Here is a 19,937-nt window from a genome sequence, read left to right on the forward strand (position 1 = left end):
GTTCGTGTACCGTCACCAAAACGGACGCATGGTGTACAGCGAACATTATGGGCGTGACGGGCAACTCCAGCAAAAGCAACACTATCCCCTCACCCGGCCGCGGTAGCACCCACCCGCTTTATTTTTTTCAGGACCCGCGTAAAGATTTGGTTCCCGTTATGCACACGCGATATAATGGGGACAGATGAAACCTGAATTTTTCGACACCCAGAAACAAAGCAGCCACACCCCCCGCGCCATACTTGTGGGTGTCGAGGCGCAGCAGAATTCGGGCGCGCCCGTAGGCGACTCGTTGGACGAGCTGGCCGGGCTTGCCGAAACGGCGCATTACGATCCCGTCGCCACCCTCACCCAGCGCCTGACCACGATCCACCCCAAAACCTATCTCGGCAGCGGCAAGGTCGAGGAGTTGGAGCAGGCGGTGAAGCACCACGAGGCGGAAATCGTCATCTTCGACGAAACGCTGTCGCCGGCGCAAACGCGCAACCTGGAAAAACTGCTCAAGTGCAACGTGGTGGACCGGCCGTGGATCATTCTCGAGATTTTCAGCGACCACGCCCGCACCAGCGAGGCCAAAACGCAGGTGGAACTGGCGCGGTTGAAATACGCGTTACCGCGGTTGACCCGGATGTGGGGTCACTTGTCGCGGCAGCGCGGCGGCATCGGCATGCGCGACGTCGGTGAAACGCAGATCCAGCTGGACCGCCGCATGATCCGTGACCAGATTTCCAAACTCACCAAAAAGCTCAGCCGTATCCACAAGGAAAAGCAGACGCAGCGTAAAAGCCGCCAGACCGCGTACCAGGTCGCGCTGGTGGGGTACACCAACGTCGGCAAATCCACGTTGATGAACTGCCTGACCGGCGCCGACACGCTGGTCGAGAACAAACTGTTCGCCACGCTCGACGCCACCGTGCGCAAAGTCAAAAAGAATTTTCCGTATCCGATTCTGCTCGCCGACACCGTCGGCCTCATCGACAAACTGCCGCACGATCTGGTCGCGTCGTTCAAAAGCACGCTGGACGAAGTGCGCAACGCCAACCTGCTGGTGCACGTCATCGACATCAGCCATCCGCATTACCGGCGGCAGATGACCACCGCCGAAAGCGTGCTCAACGAACTCGGTGTGCACGACACACCGACGGTGCGCGTGTTCAACAAGATCGATCAACTGGAAAACGGGAATGATCTGGAGGAGATGCGGCGGTTGTACCCGGACGCGGTGTTCGTGTCGTGCCACCGGCAGACCGGCATGGCGGAACTGCGGCAGGCCATCGTCGATCACTACGAAGCGCGGCTGGTGCCCTACCAGGTGGAACTGGCCTACACGCGTTCGGATTTGATTCCGGAAATCCGCAAGCACGCGCTGGTCGTCGATCAGCAATACCACAACAACGCCGTGACGCTGGACCTGCGCATCTGGCCGCACCACAAAGCGCGCCTCATGGAACTTTTGAACGGCTACGCCTGAAGAATTTCCTCTTTCAAACCACGATGAGGTTGGCGTGCGCCACGGCGAGTTTTTTCTTGCCCACGCCTTTGAAGAACACCACCACTTTCAAATCGTCTTCGCCGCCTTCGCGGTTGACCACCACGCCCGACCCGAACTTGGAATGCAGCACTTTCGTGCCGACGGAAAAGCCGTTGCCGCTGGCGGGAGATGGGGCCGATCCTGCGGGCAGCGACCAGTTGTCCTGCGCGTCGGCCTGGCCGTAGGGGGACCGTGATGGCGCGGAAGTCAGCGCGCTCGATTCCATCGTCATCGCCTCGCGCGGGATGGCCGATAGAAAATCCGAAGGCTGGTAGGTGAACGTACTGCCGTAGATGCGGCGGCGGCGGGCGTTGCTGATCATCAGTTTCTTGCGGGCGCGGGTGAAGCCGACATAACACAGCCGCCGTTCTTCTTCGTATTCCTCGCTGCTGGACAGAGAACTGGCGTGCGGCAGCAGGCCGTTCTCGAAACCGAGGATGCACACCGAGTCGAACTCCAGCCCCTTGCAGGTGTGGAGCGTCATCAAAGCCAGCACCCCGCGGCTGTCGTCGAGGTTGTCGAGGTCCGCCACCAGCGCCGTGGTGTCGAGAAAATCCTTGAGCGTGCCCTTGCGGTCGATGTCCACAAACTGTTCCACCGCCGAGTACAATTCGTTCAGGTTTTCCAGGCGGCTTTTCGCTTCCTGCGTGTTTTCCTTTTGCAGGGCCGTGAGGTATCCGGTCTGTTCGAACACCGCCTTCAGCAGATCGACCGCCGAGCATTCCTGCATCACTTTCTGGAAGCGGTCCATCATCAGCACAAACTGTTCGATTTTTTTGGCGGGGCCGGTGCCGACCACGTTTGCGGCACGGCGCAGGCCTTCCAACAGCGGCAGGTGCTGCTCGCTGCAATACGCCTCGACCTTGTCCACCGACGCTTTGCCGATGCCGCGCACCGGCGTGTTGACGATACGCTTCAGCGACACCGCATCCGAAGGGTTCATCACCACCCGCAGGTAGGAGAGGATGTCCTTGATCTCTTTCCGCTCATAAAACTTGAGGCCGCCGATCACCTGGTACGGCACGTTCAGGTGGCGCAACTGGTCTTCCAGCACCCGCGACTGCGCATTGGTGCGGTAGAGGATGGCCATGTCGTTGAACGATGCGCCGTCCTGCACCCAGTGATGAATGCGTTCGCACACCGCGCGGGCTTCGTCGATCTCGTCCTCGGCGCGGTAGTAGAGAATGGGCTCGCCCGCTTCGTTGCGTGTCCACAGGTTCTTTTCACGGCGCGTCATGTTCTCGCGCACCACCGCCCCGGCGGCGTTCAGGATGGTTTGCGTCGAGCGGTAATTTTCTTCCAGTTTGATGACCGTGGTGCCGGGGAAATCCTTTTCGAAATGCAGCAGGTTTTCCAGGTTGGCGCCGCGCCAGCGGTAGATGCTCTGGTCGTCGTCGCCGACCACGCAGACGTTGTGATGCGCCCGCGACAGCAACTGGATGAGATGGTACTGCGTGAGGTTGGTGTCCTGAAACTCATCGACCAGGATGTAGCGGAAGCGGTTGTTGTAATGGTCGCACAGCGCCTTGTCCTGCTGGAACAGTTTCACCGTCATCATCAACAGGTCGTCGAAATCGAGCGCATTGTTTTCCTTGAGCGCGTTCTGGTAATGCGGATAGACGTGCGCGGCTTTCAGCTTGTGGCCGTAAGGCAGGGCATCGAGGTTGATGTGCTCCGGAAGCTGGTAATCGTTTTTGAAACCGCTGATGTGGTTGAGAATGGTTTTCGGCGGGAAGGCCTCGTCGTTGATCGACGCCGCCTTCATGCATTTCTTGACCACCGACAGCTGGTCCGCCGCGTCGTAGATGACGAAATCTTTCGTGTAGCCGGGGAAATCCATGTGCTGGCGCAGGAGGCGCAGGCACAGCGAGTGAAAGGTGCTGATCCACGGCACGCGGCCGCCGCCGGCGCCCATCTGCTTCACCACCCGCTCGCGCATTTCCGCCGCCGCTTTGTTGGTGAAGGTGATGGCCAGGATGTTTTCCGGATCGATCCCCTTGTCGCGGATCATGTGCAGGATGCGGAAGGTGATGGCGCGGGTTTTGCCGGACCCCGCGCCGGCCACCAGCATGAGCGGCCCGTCGGTGTGACGGACGGCTTTCAGTTGTTCCGGGTTGAGCTCGTTGGAATCCATAGAAATCTGATGAGACTCGATGTCATGACCGGTTCGGCTGGAATGCATTACCGGAATTCTCTAGACGGAAAATTCCCGTTCCATTGCGAATGAAGGGGTGCGACAGGAGAAACCCGAAGGGTCGGAGCCGTTCACGCTCAATGAGTCATGATGGTTTGAAAATAATCGAAAGTGTAATCCTCGACCTTGAAAATGTCGATGGGTTTTTTCAACGCCTGCCCGTGATCGAACCGGATGTCTCCGGTTGCGCCCTTAAACTGTGCACCATGAATGTGATCGCGCAGCGCATCGGGTTCGGTTTTGCCCGCGAGCAGCGATTCCAGAATCACCGAAGTGGCGTCGAAATAACTGGCGGAATACAGATTCGGCTGCATGCCGTATTGCGCCGTAAAGCGTTTGACGAATTGCCGGATGTGCGGCTCGGGCGATTGCAGACGCCAGTTCATGGCCGAAACGAAGGTGTTGCGCGCCGCCTCGCCGGCAATATCGATCAGGTCCTGACTGTACACGCCATCGCCACCCAGGAACGGCGTTTCCATGCCCAGTTCGCGCGCCTGTTTGAGCAAAAGGCCGCCTTCCGCCGGATACGTCAGCAAAAACACGCAGTGCGGCTCCAGTTCCTTCACCTGCTCCAGAATGTCGTGAAACTCCGCCGTGTTTTTGCTGATGCCGTGCGTCCATTGAATGGTGCCGCCCAGTTTTTCAAATTCGCGGCGCACGATGTTCTGCAGCCCGCGGCCGTAATCGTTGTCGAGGTACAGGATCACGCCGATGTGGGCACGCAGGATTTCATACCCGAACCGCGCCAGCGCCTTGCCCTGCCGGTCATCGAGCGTCACCAGACTGAAGGCATAATCGCCGGACTTCCGGATCCTGGGCGTGCTGGCGCTGCCGGACACCAGCACCACGCGGTGCTTCTGCACCATCGGCGCCATCTCCAGAAAAACCGGCGAGGTGAACGGTCCGATGATGGCCCGCACCTGCTCTTCCTCGATCAACGCACGCGTCACCTTGCGGCCCTGCTCGGGATCGGAGCGGTCGTCCACGAACACCATCTTTATTTTGATACCTTGCTTGTGGAGCGCGGCAGTGTGGGCCTTCAACGCCAGTTGAATGCCGCGTTCGGCGTCGGTGCCCTGCGACGCGTTTTCGCCACTCAACGGCAACACCGCGCCCAGCACAATCGTGCCCTTGCCAGCCGCCAGCGCCTGCATCGGCGCCAGCATCCAAAACATCAGCAGGGCGCACAGCACCCCTTTGCACACACGAAAAGTTTGCATGTCAGTTCACCTCAATGCGTACAGGATATCATTGTTGAACGAGGGAAATCCACAGAGGGAAACGGATCACGCAAGGTGTTCCCAGACAGCGCCGGCGAGCGCCTCGATGAACAACGGCGAGGTGTTCAACGACTCGGTACGAAACAGGGTGAGACCCTTTTGCTCCGCGTATTCGCGGAACCCGATGTCGATATCATAAAGGATTTCAATGTGGTCGCAGACGAAGCCGACGGGGAAAATGAGCACCGCCTTGCCCCCCTCTTCGGCAATGTTATCGAGGGTTTCTTCGACGCTGGGTTCCAGCCACGGGCAGGGGATCATGCCCTGACTCTGGTAAGCCTGGTGCCACGGCTCCATCGGCACCTGCTGCCGGATGCCGTTCAGCGTTTTTTCGTATTCCTGCACGTAGGGATCGATGCCCTCCTCCACGTACGCCGAGGGAATGCTGTGCACGGTGAAGACGGTGTGGAAGGTGTCGTGGCCCTTGGCCTTGAGGTCGGACTCGGCGGCGCGGTAGCGTTCGGCAAAGGCGTCGATCAACGACGGCTGGTTGGGCCAGCTTTTGATGAACTGCACCGGGATGTCCCCGGCGTTGCACTTACCCAGCGCTTCGTTGAACGAATTCAGATAGCGTTCCGTGCTCCACTTGCTGAACTGCGGCGCCAGACACAACGCAATGAGGCGATCCATGCCGTCGTCCTTCGCCTGCTGCACCGCCTCCTCGATCAGCGGGTACCAGTTGCGCATGCCGATGTAAACGCGGAACGTGTCCTCGCCCTGATTGAGGAACCTCTCCAGCGCTTCCGCTTGCCCCTGCGTGATCTCCAGCAAAGGAGAACTGCCGCCGATGGCTTCGTAGCGTTCGGTGATTTCGCGGATCACTTCCGTGCTCGAAGCGGTGCCGCCACGGATGCGTTGCAGGTATTCGGGAATGTCGGCGACGCGGGTGGGCGCGCCGTGCGCCAGCAGGATGACGCCTGTTTTCACGCCTTGCGTGATGGCATCATCCATGACGGTACTCGTGCACCATGTCCACCACGGCCTTGACGTGATCGACCGGCGTGTGCTGCAGGATGCCGTGGCCGAGATTGAAAATATGACCCGACCGCCCTTCGGCGCGTTGCATGATATCGAGCACCTTTTCGCGGATCACCGGAATCGGCGCGAACAGGATGTTGGGATCGAGGTTGCCCTGCACCGGCGTGTCCAGGCCGATCTGCTTTCTCGCGTCGTCGAGATGGATGCGCCAGTCGAAACCCATGACGTCGCCGCCGGACTCGCGCACCAAAGGCAGCATGGTCGAGGTGCCCGTGCTGAAATTGATCACCGGCACGCCGCAGTCTTTCAAACCGTCGAACACGCGCTTGGTGTGCGGCAGGATGTAGCGTTCGTAGTCGCCGGGGTTGAGGCAGCCGACCCAGCTGTCGAAAATCTGCAAAGCCTGCGCGCCCGCCTTCACCTGCATCTTCAGGTAATCAACCAGCACATCGACCACCTTGTCCATGAGCAGGTTCCACGTCTCCGGCTCCTGGTACATCATGAGCTTGGTGGTGGTGAATTCCTTCGACTTGCCGCCTTCCACCATGTAACTGCTGAGGGTGAACGGCGCGCCGCTGAAACCGACGAGCGGCAGCTTGCCCGCAATCTCCCCGCGCACCATCTTGATGGCGTCGCCGACGTAGCCCAGTTGTTCCTCGGAGCAGACCGGTTTCAGATTTTCAACGTCCTGGCGCGTGCGCACCGGGCGCGGGATGGACGGACCGTCGCCCACCGTGAACTCCAGCCCCGTCCCCATCGGTTCCAGGGGCAGCAGGATGTCGGCGAATATGATGGCCGCATCGACGCCCAGAACGTCCAGAGGTTGCAGGGTCACTTCCGTCGCCAGCTCGGGGGTGCGGCACATTTCGAGGAAGGAATGCTTTTCCTTGAGCGCCCGGTATTCCTTCATGTAGCGCCCTGCCTGACGCATGAACCAGACCGGGGTGCAATCCACCGGCTCGCCGCGGCAGGCCTTCAGAAACCGAAATTCTCCGTTTTTGTCCATGAATCCTTCCTGATTTTTGGGAAATGCCGATTATAGGCTGCTTTAGCCTTGGTTATCAATGCATTTTAGGCGATCGATTTCCGCCTGCACGGCGGGGTCCGCCTCGCCCGTCAGCGGACCCTGTACCGCACTCCAGGCTTGGTCGCCCAGCAGCTCCCCCAGCCCCCACACGGCGTGCGCGCGGATGAGGGGTTCCGGGTCGGAAAGCGCCTCGGTGAGTACGGGAATCGCCTCCGGATCGCCGCTGTTGCCCAAGGCGATGGCGACGTTGCGCAGCAGGCCGCGCCGCTTGATGCGCTTGACCGGGCTTTTGCGGAAGCGCTGGCGAAACCCGTCTTCATCGAGGCGCATGAGGTCGATCAACAAGCGCGTGCCGTCGCGTTCGGCAAACGCGGGTTCGTCCGTGGTCACGGCGTACGAATTCCACGGGCACACGATCTGGCAGTCGTCGCAGCCGTAGATGCGGTTGCCGATAGCGCGGCGGAACTCCAGCGGGATGACGCCCTTGAGCTCGATGGTCAGGTACGAAATACAGCGCCGCGCATCGAGCACGTAGGGGGCGACGATGGCCGCCGTCGGGCAGATGTCGATGCAACTCGTGCAGGTGCCGCAGTGGTTGGTGGCCGGTTCGGAGAACGGCAGCGCCACATCGATCAGCACTTCCGACAGAAAGTAATACGAGCCCAGCCCTTCCGTCAGCAGGTTCGAGTGCTTGCCGATCCAGCCCAGCCCCGCCTTTGCGGCCAGCGGTTTCTCCAGCACCGGTCCGGTGTCCACATAGGCCTTGCTGTGGCAGCCGGGAAACAGCTCCCATAAAAAATGTTCCAGTTGGTGCAGGCGCGGCTTGATGAGGTCGTGGTAATCGATGTTCCAGGCGTAATTGGAGATGTCGCCGGTCTGCGGCGCATGCAAAAAATCAAGGCTCTTGGCCTGCGTGTGGTAGTTGGTGCGCAGGCACAGGATGCTTTCGACGCCGGGCAGGATGAGGGCGGGATCGAGCCGTTTGGCCTTGCCGCGTTCGAGGTAGGCCATGTCGCCGTCGTGCCCCGCATCCAGCCATTGCAGAAAGCGATCGCCCGCCTCACCGGGATCGGGTGGAGCCACGCCCAGGGCGTCGAATCCCAACTCCCGCGCTTTCTCGCGCAGGGCGTCCATTTTTTGCTGAAGCGTCGCTGGGGCCATGCCGTTTCAAACCGATTGCGGGGAAAATGGGATTTTGTTATTCTCGCAATTTACTGCATTCATTCCCAATCCACCCCGGGTACCCATGAAAAAAACCGGATACATTTACCACCCCCTGTTTCTGGAACACGAGACCGGCAGCCATCCGGAAAATCCGGGCCGCCTGCGCGCCATCACCCGCAAGCTGGACGAATCCGGCATGGCGTCGCGCCTGCATACCCTGGAACCGCGCGTGGCCGGTGCCGAAGAGATCGGCCTCAACCATCCGGCGGGGTACATGGATTCGGTGGCGCGTGCCTGTGCCGAGGGACGGGACCGGCTGGACATGGACACGGCCATCAGCACGCGGTCCTACGATTCCGCCCTGCTGGCGGCCGGGGGCGGGCTGGCCGCCGTGGATGCGGTGCTGGACGGCACCTGCGACAACGTGTTCTGCGCCGTGCGCCCGCCCGGACACCACGCCGAGGAGACGCGGTCGATGGGCTTCTGCCTGTTCAACAACGTCGCCATCGCCGCCCGCTACGCGCTGGCGAAAAAAGACCTCAATCGCGTGTTCATTTTCGACTGGGATGTGCACCACGGCAACGGCACCCAGCATTCGTTTTACGCCGATCCTAACATCTATTACAGCAGCACTCATCAATTTCCTTTTTATCCCGGCACCGGCGACCAGAACGAAACGGGAACGGGCGACGGCCTCGGCGCCACGTTGAACTTTCCCATGCGCGCCTTTTCCACCGACGCCGATTACCTCTCGGTGGTGAAAGACAAACTGATCCCGGAGATGTTCCGCTTCAAGCCGGACCTCATCATCATTTCCTCCGGGTTCGACGCGCACGAGGACGATCCGTTGGCCAGCGTGTCGCTGTCCACGGAATGTTTCGGCGAGATGACCCGGTTGATACGCGGGACCGCCGACGAAATCTGCCAGGGCCGCCTCATTTCCATGCTGGAAGGGGGTTACAATTACGAGGCTTTGGCGGACTCGGTGTACATCCATCTGGAAAATTTGATATCATGAAATCAACTTTCCACTCACCTTCACTGGCTTGAATCATGCTTCAACAATACCTGAGGCAGTTCACCGATAAAGTCATCGACGCGCTGAACGTGGGCGCCATGGAAATGGTCAACCTGCGGCAGACGCTGTTGACGCCGGAGTTTGTGCTGATCGGCCTGATCGAGGCGCAGGATTCCCGCGTCGTGCGCTTTCTCGAAACCTATTATCCGGACAACAAGGACCTGCACCGCACCATCCTCGACCGCCTGTTCGAGATGGTTGCGGATGAAAGCCCCGAGGAGATGCAGCAGATCCAGCAGATCCATCTTTCCGAGGAAACCAATCTGCTGTTTGAAGTGGCGCAGGACGAGGCCAAAAAATTCGGCGACCGCTACATCGGTGTCGGCACGATGTTCCTCAGCATGCTGGACTCACGCGTCGGACGCGTGTCGCAGTTGTTGCAGGAACTCGGCTTCAAATACGCCAAGGTGCGCGAGGACCTCGAGATCATGCGCGGCGGCGCCACCATCGACGAGCAGAACTCCGAGGGCAAGATGGATGTCCTCAGCCAGTACACCACGGATTTGACCGACCTGGCCCGGCGCGGCGACCTCGATCCGGTCATCGGTCGCGAAAAGGAAATCGACCGGCTCATCCAGATCCTGTCGCGCCGCAACAAGAACAACCCGGTGCTCATCGGCGAACCGGGCGTCGGCAAAACCGTCATCGTCGAGGGACTGGCGCAGAAGATCGTCAAGGCCGAAGTGCCCAACAGCCTGCTCAACAAACGCGTCAAGATGCTGGAGATGTCGGAGATCATCGCCGGGGCCAAAATGCGCGGCGAGTTCGAAGAACGCATGAAAGCGGTCAAAGACGAGATCGTCAATTCCCACGGCAACGTCATCCTGTTCATCGACGAGCTGCACACCATCGTCAGTGCCGGCGCGGGTGCGGGCGGCGTGGACGCCTCCAACATGCTGAAAGCGGCCTTGTCGAAGGGCCAGTTGCAATGCATCGGCGCCGCCACGCTGGACGATTACAAAAAGTCCATCGAGCAGGACAAGGCGCTCGAACGCCGGTTCCAGCCGGTCATGGTTTCCGAACCCTCGGTGGAGCAGACCATCGAAATGCTGAAAGGCATCAAGGCCCGCTACGAACGCCATCACTCCATCATTTACAGCGAAAACGCCATCCGCGCCGCCGCCAAGCTTTCGGAGAAACACATCTCCGACCGCGCCCTGCCGGACAAGGCCGTGGACCTGCTCGATGAAGCGGGCGCGAAAAAACATCTGGCCCTCATTTACGTGCCGCCGGTCATCCAACAATTGGAAAAGGAAAAGAACGATCTGCTGAAAGCGCAGAAATCCGCATTCGACGATCAGGATTTCCGCAAGGTCGCCGAACTCCGGCAGGAGGTCATCCAGATCGACCGCAAACTCGTCACCGAAAAAGAAAAGTGGAACGACGAACTCAAGGAGGTCGATCATTCGGTGACCGAAGAAGACATCGCCAACGTGGTGGCAACGTGGACCGGCATCCCGGTCAACAAAATCCGCGAGACGGAAACCGAAAAGCTCAAGAATATGGAAGACAACCTGCACAAGCGGGTCATCGGTCAGAACCAGGCCATCGTCGCGCTCAGCAACGCCATCCGCCGCAACCGCGCGGGGCTGAAAGACAAGAACCGGCCCATCGGCTCGTTCCTGTTCCTCGGCCCGACGGGCGTCGGCAAAACCGAACTGGCCAAGGCACTGGCGGAGTTTCTGCTCGACGATGAAAACCGCCTCATCCGCCTCGACATGTCCGAGTACATGGAAAAACATTCGGTCTCGAAGATCATCGGCTCGCCGCCGGGATACGTCGGTTACGACGAGGGCGGCCAGTTGACCGATAAAGTGCGGCGGCAACCGTATTCCGTCATCCTGCTCGATGAACTGGAGAAGGCGCACCCGGACGTGTTCAACATCCTGCTGCAACTGCTCGACGACGGGCGGCTGACGGATGCGCAGGGGCGCGTCACCAGTTTCAAGAACGCCATCATCATCGGCACCTCCAACATCGGCACCCAGTTCATCACCGAAGGCAAGACCAAGGGCATCGGTTTCGCCACGCAGGACGATCCGGGCCGCGACTACAACCAGATCCGCTCGCTGGTGCTGAACGAAGTACAGAAACTCTTCAAGCCGGAGTTCATCAACCGCCTCGACGACCTGATCGTGTTCCACAAGCTGGAATCGGAACACGTGCGCGCCATCGCCGACCTGATGATCCACAACCTCAACAAGCGCTTGCAGGAAAACGACATGAGCGTGGAGGTCACCGAACAGGTCAAGGTGCAACTGGCCGAGGAAGGCTTCAGCGATACCTACGGCGCGCGCCCGCTGCGCCGTCTCATTGAAGACAAGATCGAAAACGCGATCTCGATGAAAATCATCAACGGCGAACTCGTGCACGGTCACACCGTGCTTGTGGACTACATCGACGGCGAGTACACCTTTTCCGCGAGGATGGACCAACCGGAAACCGAAACCGTGGCCACACCCTGATCCCCCCGGCCGCTCCAGTTTATTTTAGACATCATGGGCCTTTTGCCTTAGACTGGATGGAACGACTCCAATAAAAACCTCAAGTTAGCCAAGCTGAGTTCTCGTGAAAATCTCCGTCGTCATTCCGGTTTACAACGAACAAAACACCGTGCGGCAGTTGATCGATCGCGTTCAGGCGACGCCGTATGACAAGGAAATCGTGCTGGTGGACGACTACTCCACCGACGGCACGCGCGATATTTTGAAGGAATACGAAACGAAGGACGGGTTCCTCGTTGTCTATCACGACAAGAACCGGGGCAAGGGCGCGGCGCTGCGTACGGGATTCAAAAACCTGACCGGCGACGTCATCATCGTGCAGGACGCGGACCTCGAATACGATCCCGCCGAGTACGGTGTGCTGTTGGGACCGATCCTCGACGGCCGCGCCGATGTCGTGTACGGATCGCGCTTTTTGAGCGGCCCCCACCGCGTGCTGTTCTTCTGGCATTACGTCGGCAACAAGGTGTTAACCACCCTGTCCAACATGTTCACCAACCTGAACCTGACGGATATGGAAACCTGTTACAAGGTGTTCACGCGCAAGGTGCTCGACTCCCTCACCCTCAAATGCGATCGGTTCGGTTTCGAGCCGGAGTTCACCAGCAAGATCGCCCGCAAAAATTTCCGCATCTATGAAGTGCCCATCTCCTACAGTGGGCGCGATTACTCGGAAGGCAAAAAGATCAACTGGAAGGACGGCGTCGCCGCCATCTGGTTCATCATCAAGTTCCGTCTGACGGGTTGAGGAAGCGGCGGCATCAATCGTAACGGTGGATCGAGCCGTCGCTGAGACCGTCTTCGAACTGCTTCGTCTCGCGACCCACCAAACGGCTCAACGCAATCAGGGCGATCAGGTTGGGCACGGCCATCAACGCATTCATGGCGTCGGCGAAATTCCACACGAGGTCCAGCTTCACCACCGCACCGATGAACACCACGACGCACCACGTCCCCCGGTAATACCAAATCCAGCGCACCCCCACGAGATACTCGAAACATTTTTCACCGTAATAGCTCCAACCCAGAATCGTCGAGAAGGCGAAGGTGACCACACCCAGAGTCACGATCCACGGACCCCAGTCGCCGGGCAGGCCAACAGAGAAGGCATTCAGTGTGAGCGCCACACCGGTTTCGCCGGATGTCCACACCTGCGTCGTCGCCAGCACCAGTCCGGTCAACGAACACACGACGATGGTATCCAAAAACGTACCGGTCATCGACACCAGCGCCTGCTTGGCGGGCTGATTGGTTTTCGCGGCGGCGGCGGCGATGGGAGCGCTGCCCAACCCGGATTCGTTGGAGAACAATCCGCGCGCCACGCCGAAGCGGATGGCCTGCGCCAGGGTCGCGCCCGCAAATCCGCCGGACGCGGCGGTGCCGGACAAGGCGTCCTCGAACAACAACGCAAGACCCGACGGCACCTGCTCCCAGTTGCCGATCAGGATGAGCACCGACCCGCCGAAATACAGCACCACCATGACCGGCACGAAAAACGAAACCACCTCGGCGATCCATTTGACGCCGCCGAAGATGACGAGTCCCGTCAACAGCATCAACACCACACCGACCAGCGTTTTCGACACGCCGGCCACGCTGACGATGGCTTCCGCCGTGGTGTTGGCCTGCACCATGTTGCCGATGCCGAAGGCGGCGACCGCACCGGCAAACGCGAACAGCATGCCCAGCCACTTCCAACCCAGTGCGGACTCGAGGTAATGCATGGGACCGCCGGAGATTTCGCCGCGCGCATTCACGGAACGGAACCGCACCGCGAGAAACGCTTCGGCATATTTCGTGGCCATGCCGAACAGCGCGGTGATCCACATCCACACCACCGCTCCCGGCCCTCCCAGCGCCACCGCCGTCGCCACACCGGCGATGTTGCCGACGCCGATGGTCGCGGCGAGCGCGATCATCAACGCGCCGAAATGCGAGATGTCGCCCTGCCCTTGGCGCTCACGGCTGAAGGTCAGACGCAGCGCGTACCCCAACATGCGGAACTGGATGCCGCGCAGGCAGATGGTGAGCCAGATGCCGGTGCCCACCAGCAGGATCAGCAGCCAGGGGCCCCAGAGAAAACCGCTCAGGTCGGCGAAGAATTGATTGGTGGCGGCCATTCCGTCAGGAAAGGATAGTATTCATAAAAAGCTCCGGGGGGTCCGGAGCAGGGCAGGTTTCTTTACTGTTTTACTTTTCCTGTTTCTTCTCGGCCGCTTGCTGGCGTGCCTTCGCCTCGGCTTCGGCCTTGTCCTGCTGCGATTTCTCGAGCGCCTCGTCGAGGTTCCGGATCAGGCTTTCCGCCTGCTTGGCTTCTGCGACAAACCGTTCATAAATTTCGTAAACTCTGCGTTTCGTGCCGGTGTTCACGTTGGTGTTCTGGTCTTTCGAAATGCTGTCCTGCAGAAACCCGCGTGCCTGCACCAGCAGCGGATTTTTGGCATCACCGAGCTTGCCCGCCAGACTCTGTTTCCCGGGAAGATTGCTCTGGATGTCGCTGTACATGCGGCGGCCGTTGGTGAAATTCTTTTGCACATCTTTATAACGCGCCGCCAGCGGAATCATTTGACCCAGCACCGCCTTGACCTCGCCCATCAATCGTTCCTGCTGCTCGGTCAGGCCCACCTCTTCACTGCCGGAGGAGCCGGAAGCATTGGCTTTGCCGGACGGACCGGTGCCTTCCTTGGACGGGTCGTCGCTGCTGGATTGGGTTTTATTATTGCCGGGAAGGTATTTGGCGCGCGCCTGCCCCCGGTACTGGGGAGGAACGTTGCTGAGGTAATCCGAGTAATGCACCATGCCCTGGTCGTCGGTGTACACATAGATGTAGCGCGCCTCGGCAGACACCGCGAAGCACAACATCCATGAGACCGTGATGGCCAGGAGGCCCGGCAATCGGCGTCGTAAGCGTTGCATGGTCGGCTCCAGTTGGAAATGGGAACAGGCGGCCCCCGCCGGGGGACACAACCCGCAGTCGGACACCCTAGAATTATATCATCAACCCATTGATAAATTTGATATAATTTAAGGTAAATCGAATGACCACCGCTTCCAGGCGAACGATGACTCGCAGCCCCCTGCTTTATCTCGACGACAACATTTACGACCTCCGCAGCGAAGAGCGGCTGGTCGGCGCCTACCTGTATGACAAGGACATGCGGGAAATGGCCCGCATCCGCGCCGTGCTGGCGGAACCGGAAACCCATCGCGTGCGCTACATCGTTTTCGTCGAAGGCGGGTTTTTGTCCACCAGCGGCAAGACTCTCATCTTCCCCATCGACCATCTGGCAACGATCGACTCGGCCAAAATCCAGGCTCAGTACACGCGCGAAGCCATCCAGCAGGGACCGGCGCCGGAAGACATCGAAGCCCTGACCCGCGAAGAAGAACAGACGATCCTCAGTTACTTCGATCTGGAACCGTATTGGGACGTTTCGGAAGAATCCGAAACCGGGGAATGATTGGCAGCAGGCTCACACCCGCGTGAGCAAACGCTGCACCGCCGCCATCACCTCATCCACGCTGATGTCTTCCAGGCAATACGGCTTGTTGTTGGCCGACGGTTCGCATTCCTCGAAAAACCGGTGACGGCAGGGTGAGCACGGAAAATTTTTGGTGACGACTTCCTTTTTCTCCGATGCAATGACCGGATCGGTGGTCAGCACGTTGCCCGGTCCGAAGATCGCCACCACCGGTGTGCCCACCATCGCCGCCAGATTCATGATGCCGCTGTCGTTGGCGAGCAGAAAGCGGCAGTTCTTCATCACGGCCAGCACGTCGTGCATGTTGAGTCCGGTCAACGCCACGCTGGATTCCGGCGGACAGAACCGGCGCACGTCCTCGATCAATCCGGCTTCCGCCTTGCTGCCCAGAAACACGATGCGCGCATCCTGATCGACGACCAGTCTGCGACACAACTCGCCGAAACGCTCGGCGTGCCAGCGTTTCTCCGGTTTCGAAGCACCCGGCTGCACGGCGACGAGGCACGGGGTGTTGTCGAGGCCACGCGCGTCCAGCAACGCTTTTTGCCGGGCGACGTCTTCCTCAGTGAGCACGGCATCGAAGCGCCGCTCCAGGGGCGACGCGCTCAAAGGCTCCACACCCAACGGCTCCGCCAGGCGGTAATAATAATCGACCGCGTGCATACGGCGCGAATCGGTAGCGGGCACGGCGTGAGTCAGCAGCAGACCGCGCGACTCGGTGTTGTAACCGACACGGAAACGCGAACCGGAAATGCGGGACAGGATGGCGGCGCGGATGGCATTGGGAAACAGGATGGACAGATCGAAATGGTATTTGCGCAGAGCGCATGCGAAACGCAGTGCGGCCAGTGCGCTGTCGGACGCGGTGTAGGGAATGCGCACGACGCTGTCGAACGCTGGATGGTGTTTTAAAAATTCGTCGGCCGGGCGGCGCACAATGGCGGTGAAGCGGGCATCGGGAAATCGTTTCTTCACGGCCTGCACGGCGGGCAGCGCGAAGACCACGTCACCCAGCCAGTTCGGCATCCAGAGCGCGATGTGGTGAATACTTTGATTGGGCCAGTCGGTGGATCGCATGCCTCGGTGCGCCTTCAGGAATCTGTGTTCAAGCCGCCTGGCGCCTCTTCCGTCTTCCGTGTTCAGGCACGGATGCGACGGATGGCGGCGCCCAGTTGCGACATCTTTTCTTCCATGGTCTCATAACCGCGATCGATATGGTACACACGCGAGATCAGGGTTTCGCCTGCCGCCGCCAGCCCGGCCAGCACCAAAGAGGCGCTCGCCCGAAGGTCGGTGGCCATGACCGGCGCGCCGCTCAATTTGTCCACGCCGGTGACGATGGCGGTATGCCCGTCCAACAAAATATTCGCGCCCATGCGTTTCAATTCCGCCGCGTGCAGGAAGCGGTTTTCGAACACCGTTTCGGTGATGACGCTCTGCCCTTCCGCCAGCGTCATCAGGGCCATGAACTGAGCCTGAATGTCCGTGGCAAACCCGGGGTACGGCTGGGTGATGATGTTGACCGGACGCAGGCGGCTGGAAGCACGCACGCGCACCGACCGGTCGTCTTGTGTCACCTCCGCGCCGGCTTCTTTCAATTTCAGCACCACCGGCTCCAGATGTTGCGGCAGGCAATGGGTCACGTTCACATCGCCACCGGTGATGGCGGCGGCGATCATGTACGTCGCGGCTTCAATGCGGTCGGGGAAAATGGCGCACTGGACCGGCTTCAGCGACGACACCCCCTGGATGACCAGGGTGTCGCTGCCGCCGCCTTCGATCTTGGCGCCGCAGCGATTGAGCACGTCGGCGAGGAAGGTCACTTCCGGTTCGCGGGCCACGTTTTCCAGAATGGTTTCGCCCTCGGCCAGCGTCGCGGCCATCATCACGTTCATGGTTCCGGTGACGGTGATCGAATCGAAACAGAAACGCGTGCCCTTCAGTTTGTCGGCGCGGCCCTTGATGTAGCCGCCTTCAATGCTGAGCGTCGCCCCCAGGGCGCGCAGTCCTTTGATGTGGAGGTCGATGGGTCGCGCGCCGATGGCGCAGCCGCCGGGCAGAGATACCTCGGCCCTGCCGATGCGCGCCAGCAACGGTCCCAATACCAGGCAGGATGCGCGCATGGTCTTGACCAGTTCGTACGGCGCTTTGTGATTGTCGATGGCGGTGGAGTCGAGAACGATGCGGTCGCCTTCGAACGAATCGGTTTTGCACCCCAGTTCTTCGAGCAGCTTGACCAGTGTGACCACATCGCGGACGTGCGGGATGTTGGTGATTTCGTTTTTACCACCGGTCAGCAGGGTGGCGGCCAGCACCGGCAGCACCGCGTTCTTCGCGCCGCTGATGCGCACCGTGCCATGCAGACGGCGTCCGCCTTCCACACAGATCTTATCCACCGACCTGTCTCCTTTTTGCTGACAGCACGCGTTCCGCGCCGCTGTAATCGGCGACCCGCTCAATGGTTTCGAAGGCCGCGGATTCCGCCACCAAGCGATTGACCTCCGGACCCTGATCGTTGCCAAATTCGAGCACCAGCGACCCGCCGGGCTTCAGCAGCATCGCCGCCAGAGGAATGATCTTGCGGTATGCGTCCAGTCCATCGGCGCCGCCATCGAGCGCCTGCTTCGGCTCATACTGCTGGATTTCGGGAGCGAGGGTTTCATAACTGACGTGGTCGATGTAAGGCGGATTGCTGAGGATGAAATCGAACGGCGCGCCTTCCCAGAACTCCCGGTGAAAGTCTCCCTGCACGAACTGAATCTGTGAAGCCACGTTGTGCGTGGCCGCGTTGCTGCGGGCCACTTCCAACGCGCGGTGCGACAACTCCATCGCCGTGATGGTGGCATCCGGGCATTCGCGCGCCGCCACCACCGCCAGCACACCCGACCCGGTGCCCACATCGAGGATACGCGGAGCGGTGACTGCATCGCGTTTGACGAGAGAAAGGAAATGTTCGATCAGGCATTCGGTATCCGGGCGCGGGATCAACACTTCCGGCGTCACCTGGAAGTCCAGCGACCAGAATTCCTTGAAGCCCAGAATATAAGCCACCGGTTCACGTTGTACACGGCGATCCATCCACGCGTTGAAAGCTTCCCGCTGTACCGGAGTGACCTCGCGATCCACATCCGTCAACAAGGCCGCCCGCGACGTTTCCAAAGCCGCCGCCAGCAACACTTCCGCATCGAGGCGCGGCGTGCCGATCCCGGCTTCCTGCAATCGTTGTTCGGCCGTGTGGAGAATTTCACCGACCGTATCCAGAGTGTCTGATTTCAATGCTGGCATGGTATGTGGCTTCCGTTTCAGTGCGCGCTGCTTTTTTGCAGGGCTTCGGTTTGAAAATGGTAAACGACCTTGTCGATCATTTCATCGAGATCCCCCGCCATCACCTGCGTGAGTTTGTGCAGGGTGAGTCCGACACGGTGGTCGGTGATGCGTTCCTGTGGGAAGTTGTAGGTCCGGATGCGCTCGCTGCGATCGCCACTGCCCACCTGCGTTCTGCGATCCTGCGCCAGCGCCTCCTGCTGTTTGCGCTGCTGTTCTTCAAAAAGACGCGCCCGCAGTACCTTGAGCGCCCGCTCTTTATTTTTGTGCTGGGATTTTTCGTCCTGGCAGGTCACGACCAAACCCGTCGGTACGTGTGTGATGCGCACGGCGGAGTCGGTGGTGTTCACGCTCTGCCCGCCGGGCCCCGATGAGCGGTACACATCCACCTTGAGGTCGCTCGGATTGATCTGCACGTCCACCTCTTCCGCCTCCGGCAGGATGGCGACCGTCACCGCCGAGGTGTGGATGCGCCCCTGCGTTTCGGTGGCGGGCACGCGCTGCACGCGGTGCGTCCCCGCTTCATACTTCAAACGGCTGTACGCGCCCCGGCCCTGGATGTTGCACACGATTTCCTTGTAGCCGCCGACGCCGGTGGCGTTGCTGCTCAGGATTTCGATTTTCCATTTGAGGGTTTCGGCGTAGCGGGAATACATGCGGAACAGGTCGGCGGCAAACAAGCCCGCTTCCTCGCCGCCGGTGCCCGCGCGGATTTCCATGATGACGTTCTTGTCATCGCGCGGATCTTTCGGCAGCAACATCATTTTGAGTTGCGCTTCGCATTCTTCCTTTTTCCGGGTGAGGGCTTCGACCTCCTCCCGCGCCATGTCGAGCAGTTCCCGGTCGCTTTCCTCATCGAGCACTTTCCGGTTTTCCTGCAACTGGCGGTCCGCCTTTTTCCATTCGCGGTATTCACTGACAATATCGGACAACTCGGAATGTTCGCGCGCGTACTTCTGGTATTCGGACGGATTGCCGTACACCTTGGGATCGCTCATCAGCTCATTGAGCTGTTCGTAGCGTTTTTGGATGTCCTCGAGTTGTTCAAACATGCGCGTCGGCGTTGCCGCCAGGTTCGAGATGGAGTGGAGGGTTCTTCGCCGTCAAGGCGTTCCGGGGAGTGGAAGCGCTAGTTGGGGGAGGCTTGCTTGGATTCCTTAGCTTCCTTGACTTTCTGGTATTTGCGCGTGAATTTCTCGATACGACCGGCGCTGTCAATCAGCTTCTGCTTGCCGGTGAAGAAAGGGTGGCAGGCCGAGCAGACTTCCTGATGCACGTCTTTCACGGTGGAACGGGTTTTCACCTCGTTGCCGCACGCACATTTGATGGTGGTCTCGAAATATTCCGGATGAATTTCCGCTTTCATTAGGGTGCA

Annotated in this window: 17 protein-coding genes; 5 read left to right on the top strand and 12 right to left on the bottom strand. The window is 59.9% G+C overall.

Features of this window, described 5'->3' with window-relative positions; all coding sequences use genetic code 11:
* The first annotated feature begins 184 nt into the window (after nucleotides 1–184).
* On the top strand, nucleotides 185–1,471 hold the full coding sequence (hflX, locus tag QML71_RS12320) for a GTPase HflX (RefSeq protein WP_282012230.1): 1,287 nt from the start codon (nucleotides 185–187) through the stop codon (nucleotides 1,469–1,471).
* Nucleotides 1,472–1,484: 13 nt separating this feature from the next.
* Here hflX and QML71_RS12325 read toward each other — a convergent pair whose 3' ends face one another.
* The 5 genes from QML71_RS12325 to queG form a co-directional block, all read right to left on the bottom strand.
* Nucleotides 1,485–3,713, bottom strand: coding sequence for an ATP-dependent helicase (locus QML71_RS12325; RefSeq protein ID WP_282012231.1), 2,229 nt, complete (start codon nucleotides 3,711–3,713; stop codon nucleotides 1,485–1,487).
* 89 nt (nucleotides 3,714–3,802) lie between these two features.
* Nucleotides 3,803–4,945, bottom strand: coding sequence for an ABC transporter substrate-binding protein (locus QML71_RS12330; protein ID WP_282012232.1), 1,143 nt, complete (start codon nucleotides 4,943–4,945; stop codon nucleotides 3,803–3,805).
* Between the two features lie 66 nt (nucleotides 4,946–5,011).
* Nucleotides 5,012–5,956 carry a ferrochelatase gene (gene hemH, locus QML71_RS12335; RefSeq protein ID WP_282012233.1) on the bottom strand — a complete coding sequence of 315 codons (945 nt, stop codon included), beginning with the start codon at nucleotides 5,954–5,956 and terminating at the stop codon, nucleotides 5,012–5,014.
* A complete protein-coding gene (gene hemE, locus QML71_RS12340) occupies nucleotides 5,949–6,989 on the bottom strand; it encodes a uroporphyrinogen decarboxylase (protein WP_282012234.1) in 1,041 nt (346 codons plus the stop codon). Before hemE ends, hemH begins: the two co-directional genes overlap by 8 nt.
* Before the next feature lie 42 nt (nucleotides 6,990–7,031).
* Entirely contained in the window at nucleotides 7,032–8,171 is a 1,140-nt protein-coding gene (gene queG / locus QML71_RS12345; RefSeq protein WP_282012235.1) for a tRNA epoxyqueuosine(34) reductase QueG, read from the bottom strand.
* A gap of 85 nt (nucleotides 8,172–8,256) precedes the next feature.
* On the opposite strand from queG, the gene QML71_RS12350 reads away from it, so the two are divergent.
* The 3 genes from QML71_RS12350 to QML71_RS12360 all read left to right on the top strand — a co-directional run bounded on the left by QML71_RS12350 (nucleotide 8,257) and on the right by QML71_RS12360 (nucleotide 12,504).
* Nucleotides 8,257–9,192 (top strand): histone deacetylase family protein, encoded by a 936-nt coding sequence (locus QML71_RS12350; protein ID WP_282012236.1) that lies wholly within the window; start codon nucleotides 8,257–8,259, stop codon nucleotides 9,190–9,192.
* A 35-nt stretch (nucleotides 9,193–9,227) separates the two neighbouring features.
* On the top strand, nucleotides 9,228–11,717 hold the full coding sequence (locus QML71_RS12355; protein WP_282012237.1) for an ATP-dependent Clp protease ATP-binding subunit: 2,490 nt from the start codon (nucleotides 9,228–9,230) through the stop codon (nucleotides 11,715–11,717).
* A gap of 103 nt (nucleotides 11,718–11,820) precedes the next feature.
* Nucleotides 11,821–12,504 carry a glycosyltransferase family 2 protein gene (locus QML71_RS12360; protein ID WP_282012238.1) on the top strand — a complete coding sequence of 228 codons (684 nt, stop codon included), beginning with the start codon at nucleotides 11,821–11,823 and terminating at the stop codon, nucleotides 12,502–12,504.
* Between the two features lie 13 nt (nucleotides 12,505–12,517).
* On the opposite strand, the gene QML71_RS12365 is transcribed toward QML71_RS12360, so the two are convergent.
* Entirely contained in the window at nucleotides 12,518–13,876 is a 1,359-nt protein-coding gene (locus QML71_RS12365) for an alanine/glycine:cation symporter family protein (RefSeq protein ID WP_282012239.1), read from the bottom strand.
* A gap of 70 nt (nucleotides 13,877–13,946) precedes the next feature.
* Nucleotides 13,947–14,672: a DUF4124 domain-containing protein gene (locus QML71_RS12370; protein ID WP_282012240.1), complete on the bottom strand. Its 726-nt coding sequence runs from the start codon at nucleotides 14,670–14,672 to the stop codon at nucleotides 13,947–13,949.
* Between the two features lie 146 nt (nucleotides 14,673–14,818).
* On the opposite strand from QML71_RS12370, the gene QML71_RS12375 reads away from it, so the two are divergent.
* Entirely contained in the window at nucleotides 14,819–15,217 is a 399-nt protein-coding gene (locus tag QML71_RS12375; RefSeq protein ID WP_282012241.1) for a hypothetical protein, read from the top strand.
* A 12-nt stretch (nucleotides 15,218–15,229) separates the two neighbouring features.
* Here the strand turns inward: QML71_RS12375 and waaF are convergent, their stop codons facing one another.
* The 5 genes from waaF to rpmE all read right to left on the bottom strand — a co-directional run bounded on the left by waaF (nucleotide 15,230) and on the right by rpmE (nucleotide 19,928).
* Nucleotides 15,230–16,315, bottom strand: a complete 1,086-nt coding sequence (gene waaF, locus QML71_RS12380; protein WP_282012242.1) for a lipopolysaccharide heptosyltransferase II — start codon at nucleotides 16,313–16,315, stop codon at nucleotides 15,230–15,232.
* Between the two features lie 62 nt (nucleotides 16,316–16,377).
* A complete protein-coding gene (gene murA / locus QML71_RS12385) occupies nucleotides 16,378–17,634 on the bottom strand; it encodes a UDP-N-acetylglucosamine 1-carboxyvinyltransferase (RefSeq protein WP_282012243.1) in 1,257 nt (418 codons plus the stop codon).
* Nucleotides 17,627–18,523 carry a peptide chain release factor N(5)-glutamine methyltransferase gene (prmC, locus tag QML71_RS12390; RefSeq protein ID WP_282012244.1) on the bottom strand — a complete coding sequence of 299 codons (897 nt, stop codon included), beginning with the start codon at nucleotides 18,521–18,523 and terminating at the stop codon, nucleotides 17,627–17,629. The genes murA and prmC overlap by 8 nt, the downstream gene beginning before the upstream one ends.
* 17 nt (nucleotides 18,524–18,540) lie before the next feature.
* Nucleotides 18,541–19,614 (bottom strand): peptide chain release factor 1, encoded by a 1,074-nt coding sequence (gene prfA, locus QML71_RS12395; RefSeq protein ID WP_282012245.1) that lies wholly within the window; start codon nucleotides 19,612–19,614, stop codon nucleotides 18,541–18,543.
* A gap of 77 nt (nucleotides 19,615–19,691) precedes the next feature.
* Nucleotides 19,692–19,928 (bottom strand): 50S ribosomal protein L31, encoded by a 237-nt coding sequence (gene rpmE, locus QML71_RS12400; RefSeq protein WP_282012246.1) that lies wholly within the window; start codon nucleotides 19,926–19,928, stop codon nucleotides 19,692–19,694.
* Nucleotides 19,929–19,937: the final 9 nt, after the last annotated feature.

This window comes from Nitrospina watsonii, assembly GCF_946900835.1.
GTDB classification, from domain to species: domain Bacteria; phylum Nitrospinota; class Nitrospinia; order Nitrospinales; family Nitrospinaceae; genus Nitrospina; species Nitrospina watsonii.